22 protein-coding genes and 1 pseudogene are annotated in these 19,736 nt (G+C 68.5%); 11 read left to right on the top strand and 12 right to left on the bottom strand.

Features of this window, described 5'->3' with window-relative positions:
- The first annotated feature begins 88 nt into the window (after positions 1-88).
- Together ACWDSJ_RS17555 and ACWDSJ_RS17550 are read left to right on the top strand one after the other, a co-directional pair.
- Positions 89-883 (top strand): hypothetical protein, encoded by a 795-nt coding sequence (locus ACWDSJ_RS17555; RefSeq protein WP_450033135.1) that lies wholly within the window; start codon positions 89-91, stop codon positions 881-883.
- Positions 880-2,058, top strand: coding sequence for an acyl-CoA dehydrogenase family protein (locus tag ACWDSJ_RS17550; RefSeq protein WP_450033134.1), 1,179 nt, complete (start codon positions 880-882; stop codon positions 2,056-2,058). Before ACWDSJ_RS17555 ends, ACWDSJ_RS17550 begins: the two co-directional genes overlap by 4 nt.
- On the opposite strand, the gene ACWDSJ_RS17545 is transcribed toward ACWDSJ_RS17550, so the two are convergent.
- Positions 2,051-2,560 (bottom strand): NUDIX domain-containing protein, encoded by a 510-nt coding sequence (locus tag ACWDSJ_RS17545; protein WP_450033133.1) that lies wholly within the window; start codon positions 2,558-2,560, stop codon positions 2,051-2,053. The two genes, ACWDSJ_RS17550 and ACWDSJ_RS17545, sit on opposite strands and share 8 nt — an antisense overlap.
- A gap of 108 nt (positions 2,561-2,668) precedes the next feature.
- Positions 2,669-3,088, bottom strand: coding sequence for a TIGR03618 family F420-dependent PPOX class oxidoreductase (locus ACWDSJ_RS17540; RefSeq protein ID WP_450033132.1), 420 nt, complete (start codon positions 3,086-3,088; stop codon positions 2,669-2,671).
- Between the two features lie 155 nt (positions 3,089-3,243).
- Between ACWDSJ_RS17540 and ACWDSJ_RS17535 the strand changes: the two genes are divergently transcribed.
- Together ACWDSJ_RS17535 and ACWDSJ_RS17530 are read left to right on the top strand one after the other, a co-directional pair.
- Positions 3,244-3,480: a hypothetical protein gene (locus tag ACWDSJ_RS17535; protein WP_450033131.1), complete on the top strand. Its 237-nt coding sequence runs from the start codon at positions 3,244-3,246 to the stop codon at positions 3,478-3,480.
- A gap of 172 nt (positions 3,481-3,652) precedes the next feature.
- A pseudogene (locus ACWDSJ_RS17530) lies at positions 3,653-4,123 on the top strand (SDR family NAD(P)-dependent oxidoreductase); the annotation flags it as partial.
- 72 nt (positions 4,124-4,195) lie between these two features.
- On the opposite strand, the gene ACWDSJ_RS17525 reads toward ACWDSJ_RS17530, so the two are convergent.
- The 3 genes from ACWDSJ_RS17525 to ACWDSJ_RS17515 are packed head-to-tail and all read right to left on the bottom strand — an operon-like array spanning position 4,196 to position 5,736.
- Positions 4,196-4,591 (bottom strand): nitroreductase family deazaflavin-dependent oxidoreductase, encoded by a 396-nt coding sequence (locus ACWDSJ_RS17525; RefSeq protein ID WP_450033130.1) that lies wholly within the window; start codon positions 4,589-4,591, stop codon positions 4,196-4,198.
- Positions 4,592-4,648: 57 nt separating this feature from the next.
- Positions 4,649-4,855: a DUF397 domain-containing protein gene (locus ACWDSJ_RS17520; RefSeq protein WP_450033129.1), complete on the bottom strand. Its 207-nt coding sequence runs from the start codon at positions 4,853-4,855 to the stop codon at positions 4,649-4,651.
- Positions 4,852-5,736, bottom strand: a complete 885-nt coding sequence (locus ACWDSJ_RS17515; RefSeq protein WP_450033128.1) for a helix-turn-helix domain-containing protein — start codon at positions 5,734-5,736, stop codon at positions 4,852-4,854. Before ACWDSJ_RS17515 ends, ACWDSJ_RS17520 begins: the two co-directional genes overlap by 4 nt.
- Before the next feature lie 188 nt (positions 5,737-5,924).
- Between ACWDSJ_RS17515 and ACWDSJ_RS17510 the strand changes: the two genes are divergently transcribed.
- The 3 genes from ACWDSJ_RS17510 (at position 5,925) to ACWDSJ_RS17500 (ending at position 10,104) form a co-directional block, all read left to right on the top strand.
- Positions 5,925-6,095 (top strand): hypothetical protein, encoded by a 171-nt coding sequence (locus ACWDSJ_RS17510; RefSeq protein WP_387362061.1) that lies wholly within the window; start codon positions 5,925-5,927, stop codon positions 6,093-6,095.
- 253 nt (positions 6,096-6,348) lie between these two features.
- Complete coding sequence (locus ACWDSJ_RS17505) at positions 6,349-7,290, top strand: alpha/beta hydrolase (RefSeq protein WP_450033127.1); 942 nt, start codon at positions 6,349-6,351, stop codon at positions 7,288-7,290.
- 231 nt (positions 7,291-7,521) lie between these two features.
- A complete protein-coding gene (locus ACWDSJ_RS17500; protein WP_450033126.1) occupies positions 7,522-10,104 on the top strand; it encodes an ABC transporter substrate-binding protein in 2,583 nt (860 codons plus the stop codon).
- Here the strand turns inward: ACWDSJ_RS17500 and ACWDSJ_RS17495 are convergent.
- From ACWDSJ_RS17495 to ACWDSJ_RS17480, 4 genes are read right to left on the bottom strand one after another with little or no spacing between them, the layout of a single operon-like run.
- Entirely contained in the window at positions 10,101-10,439 is a 339-nt protein-coding gene (locus ACWDSJ_RS17495) for a hypothetical protein (RefSeq protein WP_450033125.1), read from the bottom strand. The genes ACWDSJ_RS17500 and ACWDSJ_RS17495 overlap by 4 nt on opposite strands.
- Before the next feature lie 24 nt (positions 10,440-10,463).
- Entirely contained in the window at positions 10,464-10,850 is a 387-nt protein-coding gene (locus ACWDSJ_RS17490) for a hypothetical protein (protein WP_450033124.1), read from the bottom strand.
- The gene (locus ACWDSJ_RS17485; protein WP_450033123.1) at positions 10,847-12,106 is read right to left on the bottom strand and encodes an amidase domain-containing protein; all 1,260 of its coding nucleotides are present in this window, start codon (positions 12,104-12,106) and stop codon (positions 10,847-10,849) included. Before ACWDSJ_RS17485 ends, ACWDSJ_RS17490 begins: the two co-directional genes overlap by 4 nt.
- Before the next feature lie 32 nt (positions 12,107-12,138).
- A complete protein-coding gene (locus ACWDSJ_RS17480; RefSeq protein ID WP_450033122.1) occupies positions 12,139-12,546 on the bottom strand; it encodes a VOC family protein in 408 nt (135 codons plus the stop codon).
- Positions 12,547-12,607: 61 nt separating this feature from the next.
- On the opposite strand from ACWDSJ_RS17480, the gene ACWDSJ_RS17475 reads away from it, so the two are divergent.
- A complete protein-coding gene (locus ACWDSJ_RS17475; RefSeq protein ID WP_450033121.1) occupies positions 12,608-13,558 on the top strand; it encodes a helix-turn-helix transcriptional regulator in 951 nt (316 codons plus the stop codon).
- Here the strand turns inward: ACWDSJ_RS17475 and ACWDSJ_RS17470 are convergent.
- Positions 13,545-15,056 carry a molybdopterin-dependent oxidoreductase gene (locus ACWDSJ_RS17470; protein ID WP_450033120.1) on the bottom strand — a complete coding sequence of 504 codons (1,512 nt, stop codon included), beginning with the start codon at positions 15,054-15,056 and terminating at the stop codon, positions 13,545-13,547. The two genes, ACWDSJ_RS17475 and ACWDSJ_RS17470, sit on opposite strands and share 14 nt — an antisense overlap.
- A 5-nt stretch (positions 15,057-15,061) precedes the next feature.
- Positions 15,062-15,709 carry a fasciclin domain-containing protein gene (locus ACWDSJ_RS17465; RefSeq protein WP_387362077.1) on the bottom strand — a complete coding sequence of 216 codons (648 nt, stop codon included), beginning with the start codon at positions 15,707-15,709 and terminating at the stop codon, positions 15,062-15,064.
- Positions 15,710-15,873: 164 nt separating this feature from the next.
- Between ACWDSJ_RS17465 and ACWDSJ_RS17460 the strand changes: the two genes are divergently transcribed.
- Entirely contained in the window at positions 15,874-16,881 is a 1,008-nt protein-coding gene (locus ACWDSJ_RS17460) for an alpha/beta hydrolase (protein WP_450033286.1), read from the top strand.
- A 40-nt stretch (positions 16,882-16,921) separates the two neighbouring features.
- Positions 16,922-18,355: an MFS transporter gene (locus ACWDSJ_RS17455; RefSeq protein WP_450033119.1), complete on the top strand. Its 1,434-nt coding sequence runs from the start codon at positions 16,922-16,924 to the stop codon at positions 18,353-18,355.
- Here the strand turns inward: ACWDSJ_RS17455 and ACWDSJ_RS17450 are convergent.
- Positions 18,352-19,215, bottom strand: a complete 864-nt coding sequence (locus ACWDSJ_RS17450; protein ID WP_450033118.1) for a sigma-70 family RNA polymerase sigma factor — start codon at positions 19,213-19,215, stop codon at positions 18,352-18,354. The two genes, ACWDSJ_RS17455 and ACWDSJ_RS17450, sit on opposite strands and share 4 nt — an antisense overlap.
- 128 nt (positions 19,216-19,343) lie before the next feature.
- Between ACWDSJ_RS17450 and ACWDSJ_RS17445 the strand changes: the two genes are divergently transcribed.
- A complete protein-coding gene (locus ACWDSJ_RS17445; RefSeq protein WP_387362082.1) occupies positions 19,344-19,733 on the top strand; it encodes a DoxX family protein in 390 nt (129 codons plus the stop codon).
- Positions 19,734-19,736 lie beyond the last annotated feature (3 nt).

Genomic DNA, 19,736 nt, shown 5'->3' with positions numbered 1-19,736 from the left:
CAGCGATGGCAAACGCTCCATGGACGGCGTGTTCTGGACTGGTCGCGGCAGCTTGATCCCTCGTCCCCTGCCGCGATGGAGGTACCCGATGATCATCCCTGCCACCTCGTCGCACCCGTCGACCATAGAGATGACCGCTGCCGAACTCGAAGACGCAGGGCTGCTCCATGTCGGCGATAACGTGACGATCAGCCGGTTCGCGGTGTTCGTTCCGGCTGACGAACTGGGCGTGACTCGACCTGTCGTCGTCGGTGACAGCGCGCGGATCGAGGCTTTCGCGGTCGTGTACGGCGGCACAACGATCGCCGAGCGAACCCGGATCGAGGAGCGCGCCATTGTCGGCAAACCCGAGACGGGATATGCCGTGGGCCGGATCCGCTCCGGCCACGGAGGCGGTACCGTCATCAGCCGTGGCGTTGTAATCCGTTGTGGTGCAGTCGTCTACGCCGACACCAGCATCGGTCCCGACACGGTGGTCGGGCATCACACGGTGCTGCGCACCGGTGTTCGGGTCGGTGCCGATACTCAGCTCGGTCATCAACTGTGCGTGGAACGCGACACCCGCATCGGAACCGGGGTGCGGTGCTCGCCGGGTTCGCACATCACCAGTTCCGCAGTGCTGTCGGACCGGGTCTTCCTCGGTGCGGGGGTGCGCACCATCAATGACAAGACATTGACCTGGCGTGATCCGCACCGCGAGCCGATTCTGGTGGCACCCCGGTTCGACACCGGCGCCAAGGTCGGAAGCGGTTCGGTGATTCTGGCGGGAGTCACGATCGGAGCGCACGCGCTCGTCGGAGCCGCTTCCGTTGTCACCCATGACATTCCACCCGGCGCACTGGCCTATGGCCACCCCGCGCGCGTGTACGGAGAGGCCCGATGAACGCGGTCGATCTTCCCGGCGCGCTCGGCGTCTGGTTGGATCCACTGCGTCCGGTGCTCGATCCCGAATCCTGCTGCGAGTGGAGGCATCTCGTCGCACTTGCCCACGCGCTGGACGACGTGGCTGGGACGCTCCAGCTCGAGCCGCTGCCCGCGGATGCGGATGGAAGCCGTCGGTTGCTGGCGATTCGGGCCGAGCTGGCTCACCGTGGCGTGCTCGACACCACGACCCGTTCGGCGCTGTTCACGGTGCTGGCGCAGTTCGTGTGCGGCTACCACGACATTGATCTGCGTGACGCGATCGGGCTCGGCCACGGCGCGCTCATCGCTCGCCATGGCGGGCCACTGACCCGCGAGCGATGGATTCCGCGCCTGCTGACCGGACAGCTGGCGGGGATCGCGATCACCGAACCGCACGGCGGATCCAACCCGATTGCCACCCGCACCGCCGCGCGCCGGGCTGCCGACGGAACGTTGCTGATCACTGGCCGTAAGACCTGGATATCCCGACTTGTCGAAGCGGCAGTGCTGATCGTGTTCTTCCGCGCTCCGGAGGGCACGGTGGCGGCGGCCGTGGTCGACGCCACCGCCCCGGGACTGCGACGCCAGTCGATCACGCCGTCCGGGTTGGCGGGCTGGAGCTGGGGAATTCTCGACCTCGACGATGTCGCGGTCCGGCCCGACGAGGTTCTGCTTGACGACGGAATGACGTTGTTGCGCAACCACTTCGCTCGATACCGGCCGTTGGTCACCGCAACCGCCGTCGGTGGTGCCGCGGCAGTGTTCGACTTGGTCACCGCGGCGCTCGGTGTTCGCCAGGCGGCCGGTGACCTTCCGCGGGTGCGGGATTCGGCGTTGGTGACCATCGGGCGTGCCCGTGCGCAACTGATGAGTGCGCTGCTCGGTGCCGTTGCGGCGGCACGGCTGAGCGAGGCGGGGCATCCCGACGCGGAGTGGTGGGCCGCGGTGACGAAGGCCCACGGGATCGATCTCGCCAATCAGGCTGCCGCCGAGCTGGTGCTACTGCTGGGCGCGGCTGGATTCCGCGCCGACAGCCGGGCCGCGAAGACTCGCAGCGATCTCAATGGGCTGCTGTACGCCGACGGTATTCACGACAGCCTTTACCGGGCCGCCGGAAAGCAGCACATCGGGCGGTCCTGCACATCCTTCAAGTGATGCGCCGCCCCTGCTCACACAACACGGTCGCGCCGACGTGGACTGCCTCCAGGGCCGCCGACAGACGGTCGGCGAGTAGCGGTTTCACCAGTGCGGCAGCGTCTTTCAGGGAATAGAAGGCTGCCGAGCGGATTTCGGTCGGGTTGAGTGCCATGGTGTTCAGGTCGGGTTCGGTCAGGATGCCGCCGTCGAAGACGAAGATGATTCCTTCGGGGCGGTTGTCTTGGGGGCGAACGTAATCCACGACCAGGAGGCGGCCTATCGGGGTGTGCCAGCCGATCTCCTCGAGGAGCTCGCGCTTTACGGTTTGCCACGGTGATTCGTCTGCCTCGACGGATCCGCCGGGGATCTCCCAGTTCTTCTTGTAGCTGGGCTCGACCAGCAACACCCGGTCGCGCGGATCTCGGAAGAGGACCCCGGCGGCCATGCGCTTGCGGTTCAGTGTGGTGACGTACTGGTGTACCGGCAGGTTGTTGGGGTCGGATTCGCTCGACGTGGTCACGCGCGACACGGTAGCGACGTCCTGGGTGACTCGGACGGAGGCGGGTCGCGGTTCGAATTCGGCTGTGGCGGTGGAGGTCCGGACCGGTGTGGTCCGGTCCTCCTGTTTCTATGCCCAGGGGCCCACGCCGCCGATGCGGTCGATGGTGATGTGGGTCAGATATCCGGCGGGCGAACCAGGGGGTGGGAAGCCGGTGTTGGGACCCAGGAGGGAGGTGGCGATCTCGTCCAGGAGTTCGGGGGCGCCGCCTTGCTCGATGTGGGCGGTGCCCTTGATCGAGAGGTAGGGGGTTTGGAGGGTGGTGCGGTCGGGGGAGACGAAGGTTATGGCTACTCGGGGGTCGCGGCGGATGTTGCGGACCTTCTGGTGTTCGGCCAGGTGGGCGGCGAGGAGTTCGTCGTCGCCGTTGGGGGTGGGGCGGACGACCATCCATACCAGGCTGATCTGGGGGCTGCCGTCGCGGTTGAGTGTGACGAGGGTGGCGGGGGTGGAGGCGATGAGTTCGCGGGCCTTGTCGTCGAGTTTCATGGTGTCCCTCTTGGCGATGGGGTGGGTCGAGGGCGGATGCCCTCGTTGATACCGACGGGGTGGGGGTTGGAAACTCATCGCTGACAATAGTTCGCTCTAGTGAGGGGGTTGGTCCCGTAGAATTGGGCCTGGTAAGCGTGGCGCGGAGGTGGTGTATGACCGACGAGGAGATCGTCGTCTTGTTCGCTCTGGCGCGGTTGGACCACGCGGACAGTGATCTCGATCTGGAGGATGTCGCCGCCCTGGTGGTGCGTCGGTTGAGTCCCGATCAGGTGCTCGACCTCGCCACCCGGAACCTCGCCGCGCGAGACGAGTTGCGGGGGGCGGTGTTCGAATCGGCGGTCGAGCATGTGCTCCGGACCGTCCTGACCGCCCGGGGGCCTGCCGACTGAGGGGCGTCGCGCGAGGTTTCTTGAATGGCGATCCACATGGTGGACGAGGTGCGGCGTGCCGCGCCCGGCGTCTACCTGGGCATGGGGACCTGGGGATTCACCGACGCTCAGCGGCGTGTCCCGCGCCCCTTCCTGCTGACCGGCCCGGTCGGTCCGTACCGCGGCGACGTCGGCCGGGGAGATCCAGCTGATGGTGACCGCCCAGATCGAACTCGTCCACCGCGTCGTCCCCGGCATGAAGAAGCGCCACTGGGGCCGCATCGTCAATCTGTCCTCGCTCGCCGCGTTCGCCCCACCGGCGGCCAGCCTGCTCTACACCGGCATCAAGTCGTTCACCCTCAACACCTCACAAGCCCTCGACATGGAACTCAAACCCCACGGCATCCACGTCACCGCGCTGTGCCCCGGCTTCACGCGCACCGAGTTCCACGATGTGATGGGCACTCGCGACCAGGCCGACCATCTGCCCCGAATCCTCTGGCAGCAGCCCGAATCCGTCGTCGCCGAAGGCTGGGCCGCCGTGATGAAGGGCAAGCCCGTGTGTGTGCCCGGCGCCGTCAACAAGATCTCCGCCGCCGCCATGAAACCCCTGCCCATCCACCTGGGCTACTTCCTGGGAAAGACCCTCAACCCGTTCAAATAGAGCTGAACCCGTCTGCCATCGACGGGTTCGCTTGTCCCGCAAGGTGTCTCGCGGTCGTGCATCGGGCGGGGGTCAGGTGATGTCGGCGAGGAAGATGAGGTTGTTGCCGGACATCAGGCGGGCGCCCAAGGGGAGGTCGGGGCCCGCTTCGGGGCGGGTGGCGAGGCGGGGGTTGGTGAGGTGGTAGCGGCGGAAGGTCATGCGGGCGTGGCCTTCTCCGGCGGCGATGATGTTCTTGGCCCAATCGGTGCGGCCGTGGCCGAGGACGACGCAGAATTTGTTGCCGCCGTAGCGGAAGCCGGTGACGGGGGTGGAGTAGGGGGTGCCGGATTTGCGGCCTCGGTGTTCGATGAGGGTCAGGCCGGGGAGGTAGGGGGCGAGGGGGCGGATGAGGGGGTTGAAGTACTTGCTCTGGAGGCGGTCGAGCCAGGGCGGGAACATGGAGTCGGCGGGCTTGGCCTCGGTCATGTCAGAGGGTCTCCTCGGTGAGAGTGGTTGTGGGAGTGTGCCATTCGGCGGGTGAGGTCAGGAGTGATCGAATCGGCCCCTGCTGAGACCTGTTGTGAAGGCGTCCCATTCGCTGGCGGAGAAGACCAGCGCGGGGCCGGTCGGATTCTTGGAGTCGCGGACGCCCACCCCGCCGGTCGGGAGGTGGGCGACCTCGACGCACTCACTGCCGCCAGCGCTGTGTGTGGACTTGTACCAGCTGGCGGCGGATAGGTCGATACTCACGACGAGAACTCCCTTGCGTTGGCCCAGACCAGATCCCTGGTCGCACGTGGGTCCAACGCTACCTGGCGGACAAGCGGGAGGGCATCCTCGAACTTGAGGACCTCGGCTTTCCTTTCAAGGAACAACGCGCCGACAAAAGTCTCGATATAGACGACGGGCGGCGGGGTGAGTTTGGTATTCGGAAGTACTGGAAAACGCATGAAACTGAACGAACCGGATATGAATGCGAGCCCGTGCGTCTCCTGGTCGGGGATCGCCCTGAGGGTGATGTTCGGCGCTTCGCTGAGCTCTAGCAGGTGATTGAGTTGATCCTCCAGCACCCCTCGCCCGCCGATGGGACGCCGAAGGACGACTTCCGGTACGAATGCCTCCAGCTCGAAGTCGGGATCCTCGAGACGTCGCTGGCGTTGCTCGACGAGCGTGACCAGCTTCTCGACCTGCTCGGTGGGATGGTTCGGGAATTCTGCCCAGACGAGTTGGCGCCGATACTCGAGAGTTTGCAGCAGTCCGGGCACCAGATTCAGATGCAATTGGGTTATGTGCCCGGCAATTTCCTCGAGCTGAAGGTAGTACTCGAAATTCTCTCGGATGTTATCGAGATGTGGCCGCCACCATCCGCCCTCGTTCTTGCGATCCCGCCGAACCTCCTCGCCGAGATCCAGCAGTAGGCGCCGCTCCTCGTCGCTGACCTTCAACTTGTCGCAAATGGCGTTGAGTACCAAGCTCGTCGTGTTGTGCTTCTGCCCGTCCTCGAGACGTCCATACGTCTGCGACGACGTTTCGGCGGCCCTCGCCACCGCGAACTTCGACAGTCCCGCCCGCTCACGCAGCTTCTGCAACTGCCAACCCAGTGCCCTGCTCGCCAGCGTCGAACTCGCCATCGTTAGCCTCGCTTTCTATTTGCATGAAATTTGGAAGTTGAACCCTTGGAAGGTGATTCGAGCAGCGCCATCGATGCTCCCGAGAAACTCCCACCCTGCCGCGCGGAAGAGTAACACTACAACCGCAAGCCTCGCTTCCACTTTCGCTCGGAAGGACCGCCAGATTGTTTGTCTCCCATCATGTTCCCGTGACCGACCATTCCGCCGTCCCCGTGATGACCCTCGCCTACGCCCACCTGATCATGCAGATCCATATCGAATGTCCGACTTCGGTGTGCCCGTTGCGTTCCCAGGCGTTGCGCACGCTCGTGGAGGCGGGGCGCATTGTTCCCGCATCAATTCCAAAAATGGGATTCTGAATGGCGGAGCAACCGATGGGGTTGTTTCACCGGCTCCCGGGGCATGCCATGTCGGCCCGGGCCATGCATTTGGAGCTGCGGCACGTTCGGCACGCGCGATGCACGTTCGATACATGCGATATGAAGCGGTTCTGCTGGTCTCGGCTGCTCGCACTCGGGCATCCGCGACCGGGGGACTCGCCTTCGGAGTGTCCGCGCTGTCCGACTGTGCCGTAGGGGTGTTCGAACGACCGCGCGCGGGTACCCGGGCAGGGTGAGGGCGTCGACATTCTTTGCGATTCTGGTGTGCGCGGTGATGGCGTCGGGGGTGATGCCGGGCGTGGTCGCGGCGGAACCTCCGGGGGCCCGGATCGTCACCGCGGAACCCCTCGGGGACTCGACCGAGCGGATCGACGTGTACTCACCCGCCATGGACACGGTGGTGAGCAACCGGGTGATCCGCACGGCGGGCGGCGGCCCGGCACCGACGTTGTACCTGCTCACCGGCATCGGCGGTGGGGTGGACAACATCTCGTGGTGGGACGACACCGATGTGCGGGAGTTCTTCGTGGACAAGCACGTCAATGTGGTGCTGCCGGTCGGCGGGGCCTCCAGCCTCTACACCGACTGGCTCGCCGACGATCCCGTGCTGGGCCGCAACCGCTGGCAGACCTACTTCACCCAGGAGTTGCCGGGTGTGCTCGACGCGCGGCTGAACACCAACGGGCGCAATGCGATCGCGGGGGTGTCGATGAGCGCGGGGTCGGCGATCGATCTCGCCATCCAGGCGCCGGACCGGTACGCGGCGGTGGCCGCCTACAGCGGGTGCCCGTGGACCGCGGATGCCTCGGGGACGGCGATGATCGCGGCGCAGGTGGTGCGCGGCGGCGGCAATCCGCTGAACATGTGGGGTGCGCCGGGCAGCGAAACCTGGCTCGCCCATGACGCTTTCGCGCGGGCGGGGGCGCTGGCCGGGAAGACCGTCTACCTGTCGGCGGGGTCGGGGACGCCGGGGCCGACCGATCGGGGCGGTCTGCCCTTCCCGCCGGTGGAGGCGCTCGCGAACTCGTGCACTACCTCGTTCGCGACGCGACTGAACCATCTCGGGATTCCCGCGACGCATGTGGTGCACTCCGACGGCTCGCACACCTGGGGTCTGTTCGAAACCGATCTGCACGAGTCGTGGCCCCGAATTGCGGCGGCTATCGGGGCCTAGTCGGCCGCAATAGAATTCGGTCGTGCGTTCCGGTCCCGAACCCGGCCGAACGTGCCATGATGCGGGGACTCGTCGGCTGGGACGGCCAGAGCCTGGGGGAAGGGTGAGATGACCGGTTTTCGCGGAGCGCCCGAACTTTACGATTTGATCCGAGAGTTGTGCAGGCGCCCGCGAGCGGGGGATCGGTGGCGTCGCGAAGGGCAGGGCAGACACCTCGTCGGTCGCCGAGGGTTGCCGCTGCTGTGCCTGGCGCGGGAGAAAAAGCGGCATCCCGATGTGGTGCCCGATATCGTCACGCATCTGAAACGCGCGATGCCGGGGGATATCCGGATCAGCAACCCCGAGCTTCCCGCGCCGCGCGGGGACGGGGAGGCGGCCGACGAGGTCGAGCGGATGCGGGATCTGCTGGACGCGGCCGCAACGGGATTCGTGCGCAACCACATTCGCGGGCGGCGGCTGCGATTCGAGCGATTCATGCTGGTGGTCTGGTTGATGCGGCAGAGCATCGACATCGGCGATCCCAATCCGGATCGCACGTTGCGGCTGCGGTTGCAGCAGCGGGGGCTGACCGATCGGCTCGGGGCGTTCGTCGAAAGTGGCGGGAACAGAATCAATTACGACAGCTGGTGGTGGCGGCTGCTGTTGTGGTGGTTGCGGCTGCTGACGGTCGGGGTGTTCCAGCTCGCGGTGACGGGGCGGGTTCCGGTGCTGTCCGGCCGATATCGGTGGTTCCTGCGGCAGCGGTATCTCGCGCCCGAACTGTCGGGGACATTCGTGCGGTTCGCGAGCCGGTTGACGGCCGGGGAATGGCAGAAGGAGGAGCGGGAATCGCTGTGCCTGCTGCTGGTCCACGCCTTCCTCGAGGATTTGCGGCGGGCCTATCGGCTGCCGTTCTGGCAGGTGTGGCGGCGGCGCGAAATGGTCTATCCCGTGCTGTGTCTCGACGATATCGACGCCGGGAACGGAGGATTCGCGCTGCTGGCGTTGGTGAATGACGTCCGCAATCAGAGCGGGCTGTTCGATCCGCTGTTGGTGATCGGCGCGTGCGAGGAGCTGCCGCCGGACGTGGGGACCGACGCCGACCACCGGGCCGGGTACGACGCGACGCAGGCGTTCGCCGCCTACCACCACTGGCAGGACACGCTGCACGACGCGCAGCGCAAACGCGGCGAGACGGCCTGGTACCTCCCGATCCGGATCGGCAGCGAGCAGTGGTCGACCGTGCCCGGCGGACATCACTTCCCCGTGCGGCCGGGGCGGCCCGCGTGGTGGCTGAGCCGGTGGACCCGGATCGGGGTGCCGGTGGTCGTGCTCGCGCTGGTCGGCGGGGTGCTGGTGTGGCGCGGGGAGACGTATCTGCACGCGCATTGCGGGGTGCGGGACGAGGGGCTGGTGTGGACGGGCACGGAATGCGTGGGGTTGAGCGACGGGTCGTTCGATCTGTTCCAGCCCTCCGACGAGCCGGTCCGGCAGGTGGAGGCGCTGCTGGCGAGGCAGAACCGGCAGGCCGAGGCCATGCAGCGCGCCCAACCGGAGCGGCCGTTCATCACCCTGGTCGTGCTCGAGGGGTTCACCTCCTCCACCGGCACCACCACCGGGCTCACCGAACCGCTCGAGGCCGTCGAGGGCGCCGTGGTCGCCCAAGCGCGCCAACTGAATACGAGCGACGCCTCGGCGCCGATCGTGCGGATCCTGCTCGCCAACGCGGGCCGCGATCTGCGGGAGGGGGCGCGTCTGGTCGAGCCGCTGCGCGCGCTGGTGCGGCGCGATCCGAGCGTGGTCGGGGTGATCGGATTCGACGAGAGCCGCCGAACGGTGATCGAGCTGATCCGGTCGATCACCACGATCGGTTTGCCGATGGTGGGGTCGACGCTGTCGGCCGATCAGCTCGTGGACGCGTCGCCGATGTATTTCCAAGTGGCGCCGCAGAATCGGCGGGAGGCGGAGGTGGCGGCCGCGTTCGCCGAGACTCTGCTCGCGGACAAGTCGACGCCGGTGCGGGGCAAGCGGATTCGGATCTACTACTCCAACGACGAGGACGACATCTACAGCGTGAACCTGCGCGACGACGCGCGGGACTCGTTCGCCCGGCGGGACTTCGACGTGTCCGCGGCGGCGTTCGGGGCGGGATCGGCGTCGCTGCGCAACAACGACCGCGTGTTCGCCAATGCCGCGGCGGCCGGGCGGGACATCTGCTCCTACGACGGGTTGGTGTTCTACGCCGCGCGCGGCTCCGACTTCGACGGATTCGCCTCCGCCGCGGCGCAGTGCGGGAGCAAGGCGGTCCTGATCGGTGACGACGACGTCTCCGCGCATGTGGCGGATCAGACCGCGCGCCAGCATGTTCGGGCGTTTCCGTACTACTACCTGAACTTCGCCAATGCCCCGATCGATCGGCCCACCCGGGCGGCGCGCGACTTCTACGACTCGTGGGCGGGGCTGTTCTCGGTCGAGCCGTCCGGGCGCGGGCGCGGGATCGACGGTTACGGCGCGCTCGCCTACGACGCGGCTCAGGTCATCATCGCCGCCGCGGGCTATCTGCACGACTCCCGGCCGTCGATTCCCTTGACGCCCGGCACGGTCTGGCGTCAGATCACCACGATCCACGCGACCGAGGACACCAACAGCAAACCGCTCGAGGGTGTCACCGGGCGCATCGACTACGGCGGCGACATCACTCGAAATGTGCCGTTGGACAAGCCGATCGCGGTGTTGCGGGTGGACGGGGGCGAGATCGATCTGGGGTTCCGGAAGTACTGCGGTGCGGCCACCGAGGAGCTGGCTCCCGAAAGCTGGTGTCCGCGAACGAATTAGGACGGGGGTTTGCCCAGGCCGTTGAGCGCCGTCGCGATGCGGTTGAAGCCGGTGGTGTTGTCGACGTCCATGCCGTGCAGGGTCTGGGCGGCGGAGACGATGCGTTCGCCCGCCGTCTCGAGCTCGGTGATGGTGTCCTCGATCTCGCCGCGCAGGGACGCGGCGTACTTGACGAGGACGGCGCCGGTGGCGAAGCCCTTGTTGCCGTCGGCGGCCGGTTGGGCGGAGTCGAACAGCGGATCGAGCGCCGTGCGGGCCGTCCCGGCCTCGGTGTGAATCATGGTGCCGGAGCCGCCGACTCGGTCCGGTTCGATATTGATCTCGTCCCCACTCATGAGAATCCCCCTCGTCGTGTTTTTCTAACCGCTGCCGCAGGGCAGGCCGCTGCCGTCCAAACCTCCGTAGGGATCGGTCGGTGCGGAGATCAGGAAGAACACCCCGGTCACGACGCCGCCGACCGCGACCGCGCACAGCACGGCGGCGAGGATCAGCAGCGGGCGGGGCGATCGGCTCGCCAGCACTCGGCAGGCGAGGGCGAAACAGGCCGTGGCCAGGGCCGCGGCGACGATCGCGAGCACGGTCACCGCGGTGACGTCCGGCAGCGGCGGCACGAGGCGGCAGTGGGTGCCGACGACCTCGTCGTGCCAGCGCGTGCGGCGGGCGGCGCGGGTCCAGAAGGCGAGTGCGGCGGCGGCGAGCGCGATCGGGCCGACGATGAGGGCCGGGCGTAGGCGCGGCAGGGTCACCAGGTTTCCTTCGGGCGCACGATCGTCACCGTCTGGCGGCCCTCGCGCTGCTCGCCGACGGGCAACCGATCCTGGAGACTCTGGTTGGCCGCGCCGGGGGTGTGCTGGGTGTAGAGGACCTCGCCGTCGGGGAGGACGGCGGTGACGACGGCGGTGTGGTGGCTGACGCCGTCGGGGTGGTCGCCGGGGCCGTCGGCGTAGTTGAAGTACACGATGTCGCCCGGTTTCGCTTGGGCGACAGGCACTTCCGAGCCACCGTGGTCGAGGAAGAACTTGCGCTGGGCGTCGGAGTTGTACCAGGACTCGGTGTGGGTCTTGCCCTGGATGAACGGGACGCCCAGATCGCCCGCGGCGGAGGTGCCCCAGTTGTCGCTGTCGAGGGTGCCCCAGCTCCAGAAGTCCATCTTGTCCTTCAGGCCGCCCTCGCGCAGGCTGTGCGAGGCGAAGTTGGCGCAGTTGTTGCCGAAGACGTCGATGCCGGTGTCGTTGGCGTGCGCGAGGGCCCAGGCGACGGTCTTGGTCGGATCGTAGCCGCGGCCGTCGTCGCGCAGGGCGTTCTTCACGTCCTCGGGAATGCCACGCAGAGCGCACAATTCGACGGGGACCGCGCGCATGAGGGCCTGTTGCTGTTCGGGGGTCAGGCTCGCCCACCACTCCGCGACCTGGGCCTCGGTGAGGCCGTCGGGGAGCGCATCGCGCAGGGCCTCCAGGGCTTTCTGCACGGCGGTGGCCTGGCGGGCCTGCGCCTGGGCGGCGTCGATGGTGTCGGGGTCGACCGAGACCGCGTTGATGGCCGCCACGCACGCCTGATCGGCCTGGGTGGCGGCCTCGACGGCGTCGTCGATCGTGCGTTGGGCCTCGATCAGCTCGAGGAAGGTCAGCGCGTCGGGGACGGTGCCCTTGGGGATGGTGACGCGGCCGGTGCCGTCGACGGACAGGCCGAGTTGACCGGCGCGTTGTATTGCGCCGGTCAGCTCGCGCTGGGCGATGCCGATCGCGTCCTGGAGGGTGTCCAAGGCGGTCATCGCGCCGCGAGACAGGATGCTGGCGTTGACCATTCGGTTGGCGACCTTGACCAGGACCGCGCGCGCTCGCTCGCCGGTCCGGTCGGGCCAGCTCTCGGACAACTCCTTGATGCCGTTGGCGTGGATGTTGTCGGCGGTGCGCTCGGTCTGTTTGGAGATCGCCAGCATGTCGTCCGCAGCGGTCTGCCAGAGTTGCGGTTTCGCGTCGCGCAAATCGACAAAGGTGACCATCGAACCCCCCTCCCAAGTGTTCGCGGGTTATCTTACCCGGGCGTCACCACGTCGAGAACCCATGCCACGCCGAAGCGGTCGCGCAACATGCCGTAGGTGTCGGCCCAGCCCGCCGGGCCGAGGGGGACCACGACGGTGGCGTCCGCGCTCAGGGCGTTCCAGTAGCCGGTGATCTCCTGGACGGTGTCGCCGCGCACGGAGACGAAGACCGGGTTCTCGCCGGGGTGGTAGGGCAGGGTGGCGGGGACGTCGTAGGCCATGACGTGAAAACCGTTGTCGGCGAGGACTTGTCCCCACAGGACGTGGTCGCCCTCGGCGGTGTTCCCGGTGTCGGCGTAGGTGACGACGGTGAGGTCGCCGCCGAAGACGGATCGGTAGAACTCGAGGGCGGTTCGGGCGTCGCCGCGGAAGTTCAGGTGGGTGGTGGTCGTGATTGACATGGGACCAGATTCGCAGCGGTAGAGGACAGGATGTGTCCGCTTCTTCGGGCAGGATGGATTCGTGCCGAAAACCTCCGCGCGGTTGCTCGCGCTGTTGTCGTTGTTGCAGGCGCGGCGGGACTGGCCGGGCGCGTCGCTGGCCGAGCGGCTCAAGGTCAGTCCGCGCACGGTGCGCCGGGATGTGGAACGGCTGCGGGAGCTGGGGTATCCGATCGTGACGGTGAAGGGGCCGGACGGCGGGTACCGGTTGGGTGCGGGAACGCGGTTGCCGCCGTTGCTGTTCGACGACGAACAGGCGGTGGCCGTGGCGGTGGCGTTGCGGACGGCCGCGGCCACCGGGGCGGGGATCGGGGAGGCGGCGTTGCGGGCGCTGACCGTCGTGCGGGAGGTGATGCCCGCGCGGCTGCGGCATCGGGTCGACGCCGTGCGCGTGACCGCCGTCGGGCGGCCGGGGCCGTCGGTGGACGGCGAGGTGCTGGCGGCGGTGAGCGCGGCGGTGCACGCGGGGGAGGTCCTACGGTTCGACTACGGGAGCGATACGCCGCGGCGGGTGGAACCGCATCACCTCGTGACGCGGGACGGGCGGTGGTATCTGGTGGCGTGGGATCTCGATCGCGGGGAGTGGCGGATCTTCCGGGCGGATCGGATCGCGCCGCGGACGCCGACGGGACCGCGATTCGCTCCGCGCGCGGTGCCGGGTGGGGACGTGGGGGCGTTCGTGGCCGGAAGGTTCAGCGGCACAGACGGTTCCGGGTTGTGGCCGTGCTGGGGGGAGGTGATCCTCGCGCGGTCCGCCGCCGAGGTGTCGCCGTTCGCCGAGGACGGGATCGTGGAGGAGCTCGGGCCGGGGCGGTGTCGGCTCACGGCGGGGTCGTGGTCGTGGGTGGCGTTGGCGGCGGCGCTGGCGCGGTTCGACGCCGATCTCGAGGTGGTGCGGCCGGACGAGTTGCGGGAAGCGTTCGGGCGGTTGGCTTCTCGTTGTGCGGCGGCGGGGCGGGTCAGCGGACGGTGATGACGCGGCTGTGCCAGCCGGTGGCGCCGTCGGGGAAGGGTGGGGCGCGGTGGTCGGTCTGGGTGATGCCGTCGCGGTCGCGGGCGCGGACGCGGAGGGTGTGGGTGCCCGGGGACGCGTCCCAGCGCCAGAACCATTGGCGCCAGGTGTCTTTCGAGTACTCGGCGGCGAGGGTGGCGGGTTGCCAGGGGGTGTCGTCGACCTGGATTTCGACGGCGTCGATGCCGCGGTGCTGGGCCCAGGCGACGCCCGCGACGGTGACGACGCCCGCGGGGACGGTCGCGAAGGCGGCGGGGACGTCGATGCGGGAGGCGGTCTTGATCGGGGCGTCGGCGGCCCAGCCGCGTTGGGTCCAGTAGGCGCGGGCACGGTCGAAGCGGGTGAGTTCCAGGTCGATGACCCATTTGGTGGCCGAGACGTAGCCGTAGAGGCCGGGGACGATCAGGCGGGCCGGGTAGCCGTGCTCGACGGGCAGGGGGGCGCCGTTCATGCCGACGGCCAGGAGGGCGTCGCGGCCGTCGAGGATCGCCGAAAGCGGTGTGCTGGCGGTGAATCCGTCGATACTGCGGGACAGCAGCATGTCCGCGTCGGGGTGCGGGCCCGCCTCGCGGAGCAGATCGGCCAAGGGGTAGCCGGTCCAGACGGCGGTTCCGGCGAGGTCGCCGCCGACCTCGTTGGAGACGCAGGTGAGGGTGATCGTGCGTTCGACCGCCTGGCAGGCGCGCAGCCGGTCGAAGTCGAATTCTATTGTGCGGTCGGCCATTCCGTGAATGCGCAGCCGCCACGCGGAGCTGGTGAGGGCGGGTAGTTGCAGGGCGGTGTCGACGCGGTAGAAGCGGTCGGCGGGGGTGATGAACCCGGTGACGCCCGGCACCGGGACCCGGGCCGCGCCGGGGGCGGGCGCGGGCGAATCCGTGCGGGGCAGCCGGAACCGGGCGCGGTCGGCGGTCACGTCGCGCAGCCGGGTGCCGAGCCACTGCCCGGCGGCCGCCGCGCCCACGGCCAGCGTGGCCGCGCCCGCCGCCAGCGTGAGGTATGCGCGGCGTGAGGGTTCGGTGGGTGCTGGGGTGGTTCGTGGCGATGTCGGGATCAGGAGGTGCAGCACGAGCGCTCCGGCGACTGTGCCGACGAGGGTGGGGATGGCGAAAAGGGGGGTGGCGGTGGGTCTTTGGAGGGCGGCTGCGGTGACGAGGAGGCCGAGGAGGGCCAGGAGGAGGGTGCCCCAGGGGCGGCGGTGTTCGAGGAGGCCGAGGACGGCCGCTCCGAGCAGCATGACCGCGGCCATCGTGGCGAACAGGGCGGTTTTGTCGTTGCTGCCGAACCATCGGATGGCGGCGTCCTTCAGCGTGTGCGGGGTGCGGTCGACCACGGCCGCGCCGAGGGCGAACAGGGGCGAGGCGGCCGGGTCGACGACCGCCGCGACGAGGTGGCCGACGCCGAGAACCGTTGCGGCCGAGAGTATCCCGGCCGTGATGCGGCGGGCGACGGAGGCGGACACGTGGATCAGGCCGGGGGCATGAGGACGGTGTCGATGAGGTAGACCGTCGCGTTCGCGGTCTTGACGCCGCCGCAGACGACCGACGCGTCGCCCACCTTCAACGCGTCGCCGGAGCCGGTGACCGTGACATCCGCGCCCTCGACCGTCTTGTGCGTCCCGGCGATCTTGTCGGGCGCGATCTGCCCCGGCACGACGTGATAGGTGAGGATCTTGGTGAGGGTCGCCGAGTCGGTCTTCAGCGAGTCGACCGTGGCGGCCGGGATCTTCGCGAAAGCCGAGTCGACCGGGGCGAATACGGTGAACTGGCCGCCGTTGAGGGTGTCGACCAGGTTCACCTGCGGGTTGAGCTGACCCGAGACCGCGGCCGTCAGGGTGGTGAGCATGGGGTTGTGGGAGGCGGCGACGGCCACCGGGTCCTGCGCCATGCCGCTCACCGAACCGGGGCCGGTGGGGTTCTGCGCGGCGTAGGCGGAGCAGCCGGACCCGACCATTTTCGCCCCGGCGGCGTTCGCGGTGGTGGAGTTCGCGGTCGAACCGGACATCGTGGTGGTCGTCGAGCCGCCGGAATCGGACTTGTTGTCGGAGCAGGCGGTCATTCCGGCCGCGGCGGCGCCCGCCACCAGCACCGCTACCACGCAACGTCGCATCTTCATCGGTATTCCTGCCTTCGTGATCGGCGGCCGGGGTGGCCGCGGCGATTTCGGTCGCAGGGGACTTCGGGAGGACCCCGGGTGCGGATCGGTGCGAATTTTTCCGGGCGCGAACCAAACCGGCCGGGGTAGCGGTCCGAAGTTCTGCGAGACCGATGCGAAAGGGGATGGATGTGAAGACCACAACGTCGCTGTGCCGGGTGGCGGTGGGCGTGCTCGCCACGGCCTGTCTGGCCGGTACCGGTGCGATCGCGACGGCCGCGCCCGAGGTGCCCGGGGTCGTCTCGGTCGAGCCGATGGGCGACCGGTACGAGACCGTCACGGTGTTCTCCCGGGCCATGAACCGGCCGATTCCGGTGCAGGTCGTGCGCGCGACGGGGGCGTCGCGGCCGACGCTGTATCTGCTCAACGGGTCCGGCGGCGGGCCGAACGAGAGCGGCTGGGACAAGCAGACCGACGCGGTGGACTACCTGCGCGGCAAGGATGTCAACGTGGTGACGCCCATCGGCGGCGCGAACTCCTACTACACCGACTGGATCCGCGACGACGCCGTGCTCGGGCACAACAAGTGGCAGACGTTCCTCAACGAGGAACTGCCGCCGGTCATCGAGTCCTATCTGGGCGCGAACGGGCAACGCACCCTCGCGGGCGTGTCGATGAGCGGCACCTCGGTGCTGAACCTGGCCATCGCCAAGCCCGGCTTCTGGAACGGCGTGGCCTCCTACAGCGGGTGCGCGCAGACCTCCGATCCCGTCGGGCACGAATTCGTGCGGCTCACCGTCGAGAACTGGGGCGGCGGGCAGAGCGTGGCGAATATGTGGGGGCCCGCCGACGATCCGTTGTGGCGCGCCAACGACCCGCTGCTCAATGCCGAAAAGCTCAGGGGCACAGCGGTTTACCTGAGCGCGGGCAGCGGAGTTCCGGCCGCGCCGCACGACACACCCTCGGATCGGCGGGTGCAGGAGGGCCGGATCCCGCTGCCGGTGCAGATCGTGTTCGGCGGGCCGATCGAGGCGGCGATCCACTACTGCACGGTGAACCTCGTGAATCGCTTGCACGCGTTGGAGATTCCGGTGACCTTCGACGACCGGCCGGTGGGCACGCACTCGTGGGGGTACTGGGAGGACGATCTGCGAACCTCGTGGCCGTTCCTGGCGGGAACGCTGGGGGTGTGAGCGAGGGTTTTCGGAGCGGCGGACGGGGAACGTTCCGCGCATGGGCACCGTGCGCACGCAGATTCCGGCTCGGCTCGATCGACTGCCGTGGGCGCGCTGGCATTGGATGATCGTGGTCGGGCTGGGGTCGGTGTGGATCGTCGACGGGTTCGAGGTCACCGTGGTCGGCAGTGTGGCCGGGCGGCTGTCGGAGCCGGGGAGTGGGCTGGCGATCTCGTCGGCGCAGGTGTCGGGGCTGGCGGCGGCGATGTATGTGACAGGGGCGTGCGTGGGGGCGTTGCTGTTCGGGTGGTTGACGGATCGGTTCGGGCGCAAGCGGCTGTTCATCGTGACGCTGGTGGTGTATCTGGTGGCGACGGCGATGACAGCGTTCTCGTTCTCGCTGTGGTGGTTCGTGGTGTTCCGGTTCTGTACGGGGCTCGGCATCGGGGGCGAGTACGCGGCGATCAATTCGGCCATCGACGAACTGATTCCGAGCAAGTACCGCGGGCGCATCGATATCGTCATCAACGGGACCTACTGGTTGGGCGCGTCCGGTGGGGCGTTGCTGTCGGTGGCGGCGTTGAATCCGAATCTGTTCGCGCCGAATATCGGCTGGCGCTTGATGTTCGGGATCGGGGTGATCTTCGGGCTGCTGGTGCTGGTGGTGCGGCGGCACGTGCCGGAGAGTCCGCGGTGGATGTTCATCCACGGTCGCGACCGCGACGCCGAGCGGCTGGTGGACGGCGTCGAGGAACGGGTGCGCGGGGAGACTGGGGCGGAACTGTCGCCGGTCGAGGAGACCATCGAGGTGCGGCAGCGGCGGTCGACCGGATTCGGGGAGATCGCGAAAGTGATGATCCGGCAGTACCCGCGCCGTAGTGCGCTGGGGCTGGCGCTGTTCGTCGGGCAGGCGTTCCTCTACAACGCGGTGACGTTCAATTTCGCGGTCATCCTGCATGAATCGTTCGATGTGCCGAGCGATCGGACCGGGTACTTCTACGCGGTCATGTGTTTGGGGAGCTTCTTCGGGCCGTTGCTGCTGGGCCGGTTCTTCGACACCGTGGGGCGCAAGCCGATGATCTCGGCGTCGTATCTCGGTTCGGGAATCCTGTTGTCGCTCACCGCATTACTGTTCGTGCGCGGTGACCTGACGGCGGTGACGCTGACCGCGTGTTGGGCGGTGGTGCTGTTCGTGGCGTCGTGCGGGGCCAGTTCGGCGTATCTGACGGTGAGCGAGATCTTCCCGATGGAGACGCGGGCGATGGCCATCGCGTTCTTCTACGCGGTGGGCACGGCCGCGGGCGGGATCGCGGGGCCGCTGGTGTTCGCGGATCTGACCTCCGGCGGGGACGCGGGACGCACGGCGCTGGCGTTCCTGATCGGAGCGGTGGTGATGATGGTCGGGGGTGTGGTGGAGTTGCTGTTGGGGGTGCGGGCGGAGGGGCGATCACTGGAAAGCATTGCGGCGCCGTTGAGTTCGCGGGGCGGTTAGGTCAGGACACCGGTGAGGTCGAGGTCTTTCAGGCGGGCCGGGTCGGCGAGGATCTCGATGCCGGTGATGTGGTCGCCGGTGAGGGTGAAGGCGATGATCGAGACCGGGGTGCCGTCGACGAGGTTGATCAGGCCGGGGAGGCCGTTGACGAGGGCGCGGTGGGAGGTGGCGCGGACGGCGGCGGGGCGGAAGCTCAGGGCCTGGGTGGCGACCGGTTCGGCGCCCTGGATGACGCGGGTGAGTTGACCGGCGTCGGCGCGCAGCACCACGTCGGGGTCGAGGACGCGCAGGAGTTCGGCGAAGTCGCCGTCGCGGGCGGCGGTGAGGAAGGCGTCGACCACGCGGCGCTGCCGGGGGCGGTCGGGGGACGGGACGGTGCCCTGGACCCGGCGGCGGGCCTGGCTGGCGAGTTTGCGGGCGGTCTGCGGGGTGCGGTCGACGATGGGGGCGATGCGGTCGTAGGGCAGGGCGAACATGTCGTGCAGGACGAAGGCGAGGCGTTCGGCGGGGCTGAGCGACTCCAGGACCATGAGCAGGCCCAGGCCGACCGAATCGGCAAGCAGCGCTTCGTGTTCCGGGGTGGTGTCGGGGGTGATCACCGGGTCGGGGAGGTGGTCGTCGTCGAGGGGTTCCTCGTGTTTGCGGGACCGCAGCATGTCCAGGCAGATGCGGCCGACGACGGTGGTGAGCCAGCCGCCGAGGTTGTCGATGTCGGCGGTGTCGGTGCGGGCCAGGCGCAGCCACGCCTCCTGCACCGCGTCGTCGGCTTCGCTGAGCGAGCCGAGCACGCGGGCGGCGACCGCGCGCAGATGGGCGCGGTGCCGCTCGAACGCCTCGGCCAGGAACTCGGTGTCGTGCACGGGTGCCTCCTCTGATCGCGCCGCCCTATCCCTGACGGATCGGCGGCGACGAATGTGACCGGTCACGTTTCGCGCGGCTCGTACGTCAGTGCGTCGAGACCATCCTCACCGAGAAGGAGCCACCCGCGATGACCACCACCCTCACCCCCTCGAAGACCCGTTCGCGCGCAATCCGACTGGCGAAGGCGCTGCCGGTCGTCACGATCCTGGCCGAGACCGCGATCGGGGCGAGCTGGGATCTCGCGCGCATCGGCATCGTGCGCGACACCCTCGTCCACCTCGGCTACCCGGTGTACTTCCTCACCCTCCTCGGCGTCGGCAAGGTCGCGGCGCTCGCGGCCATCCTCACCCCCGGCCACCCCCGCACCCGCGAATGGGCGTACGCGGGCCTGTTCTTCATCTACGCCGGGGCCGCGATCTCCCACCTCACCGTCGGCGACGGACCCGACCGCTGGACCATGCCGATGGTCTTCGCCGCCTGCACCCTCGCCGCGCGGGCGTGGTTGCCGGTCCGATGAGCC

The organism is Nocardia sp. NPDC003482 (assembly GCF_053588115.1).
Note: the sequence above shows the minus strand (reverse complement) of the source record. Positions and strands in the feature narration are given on the sequence as shown.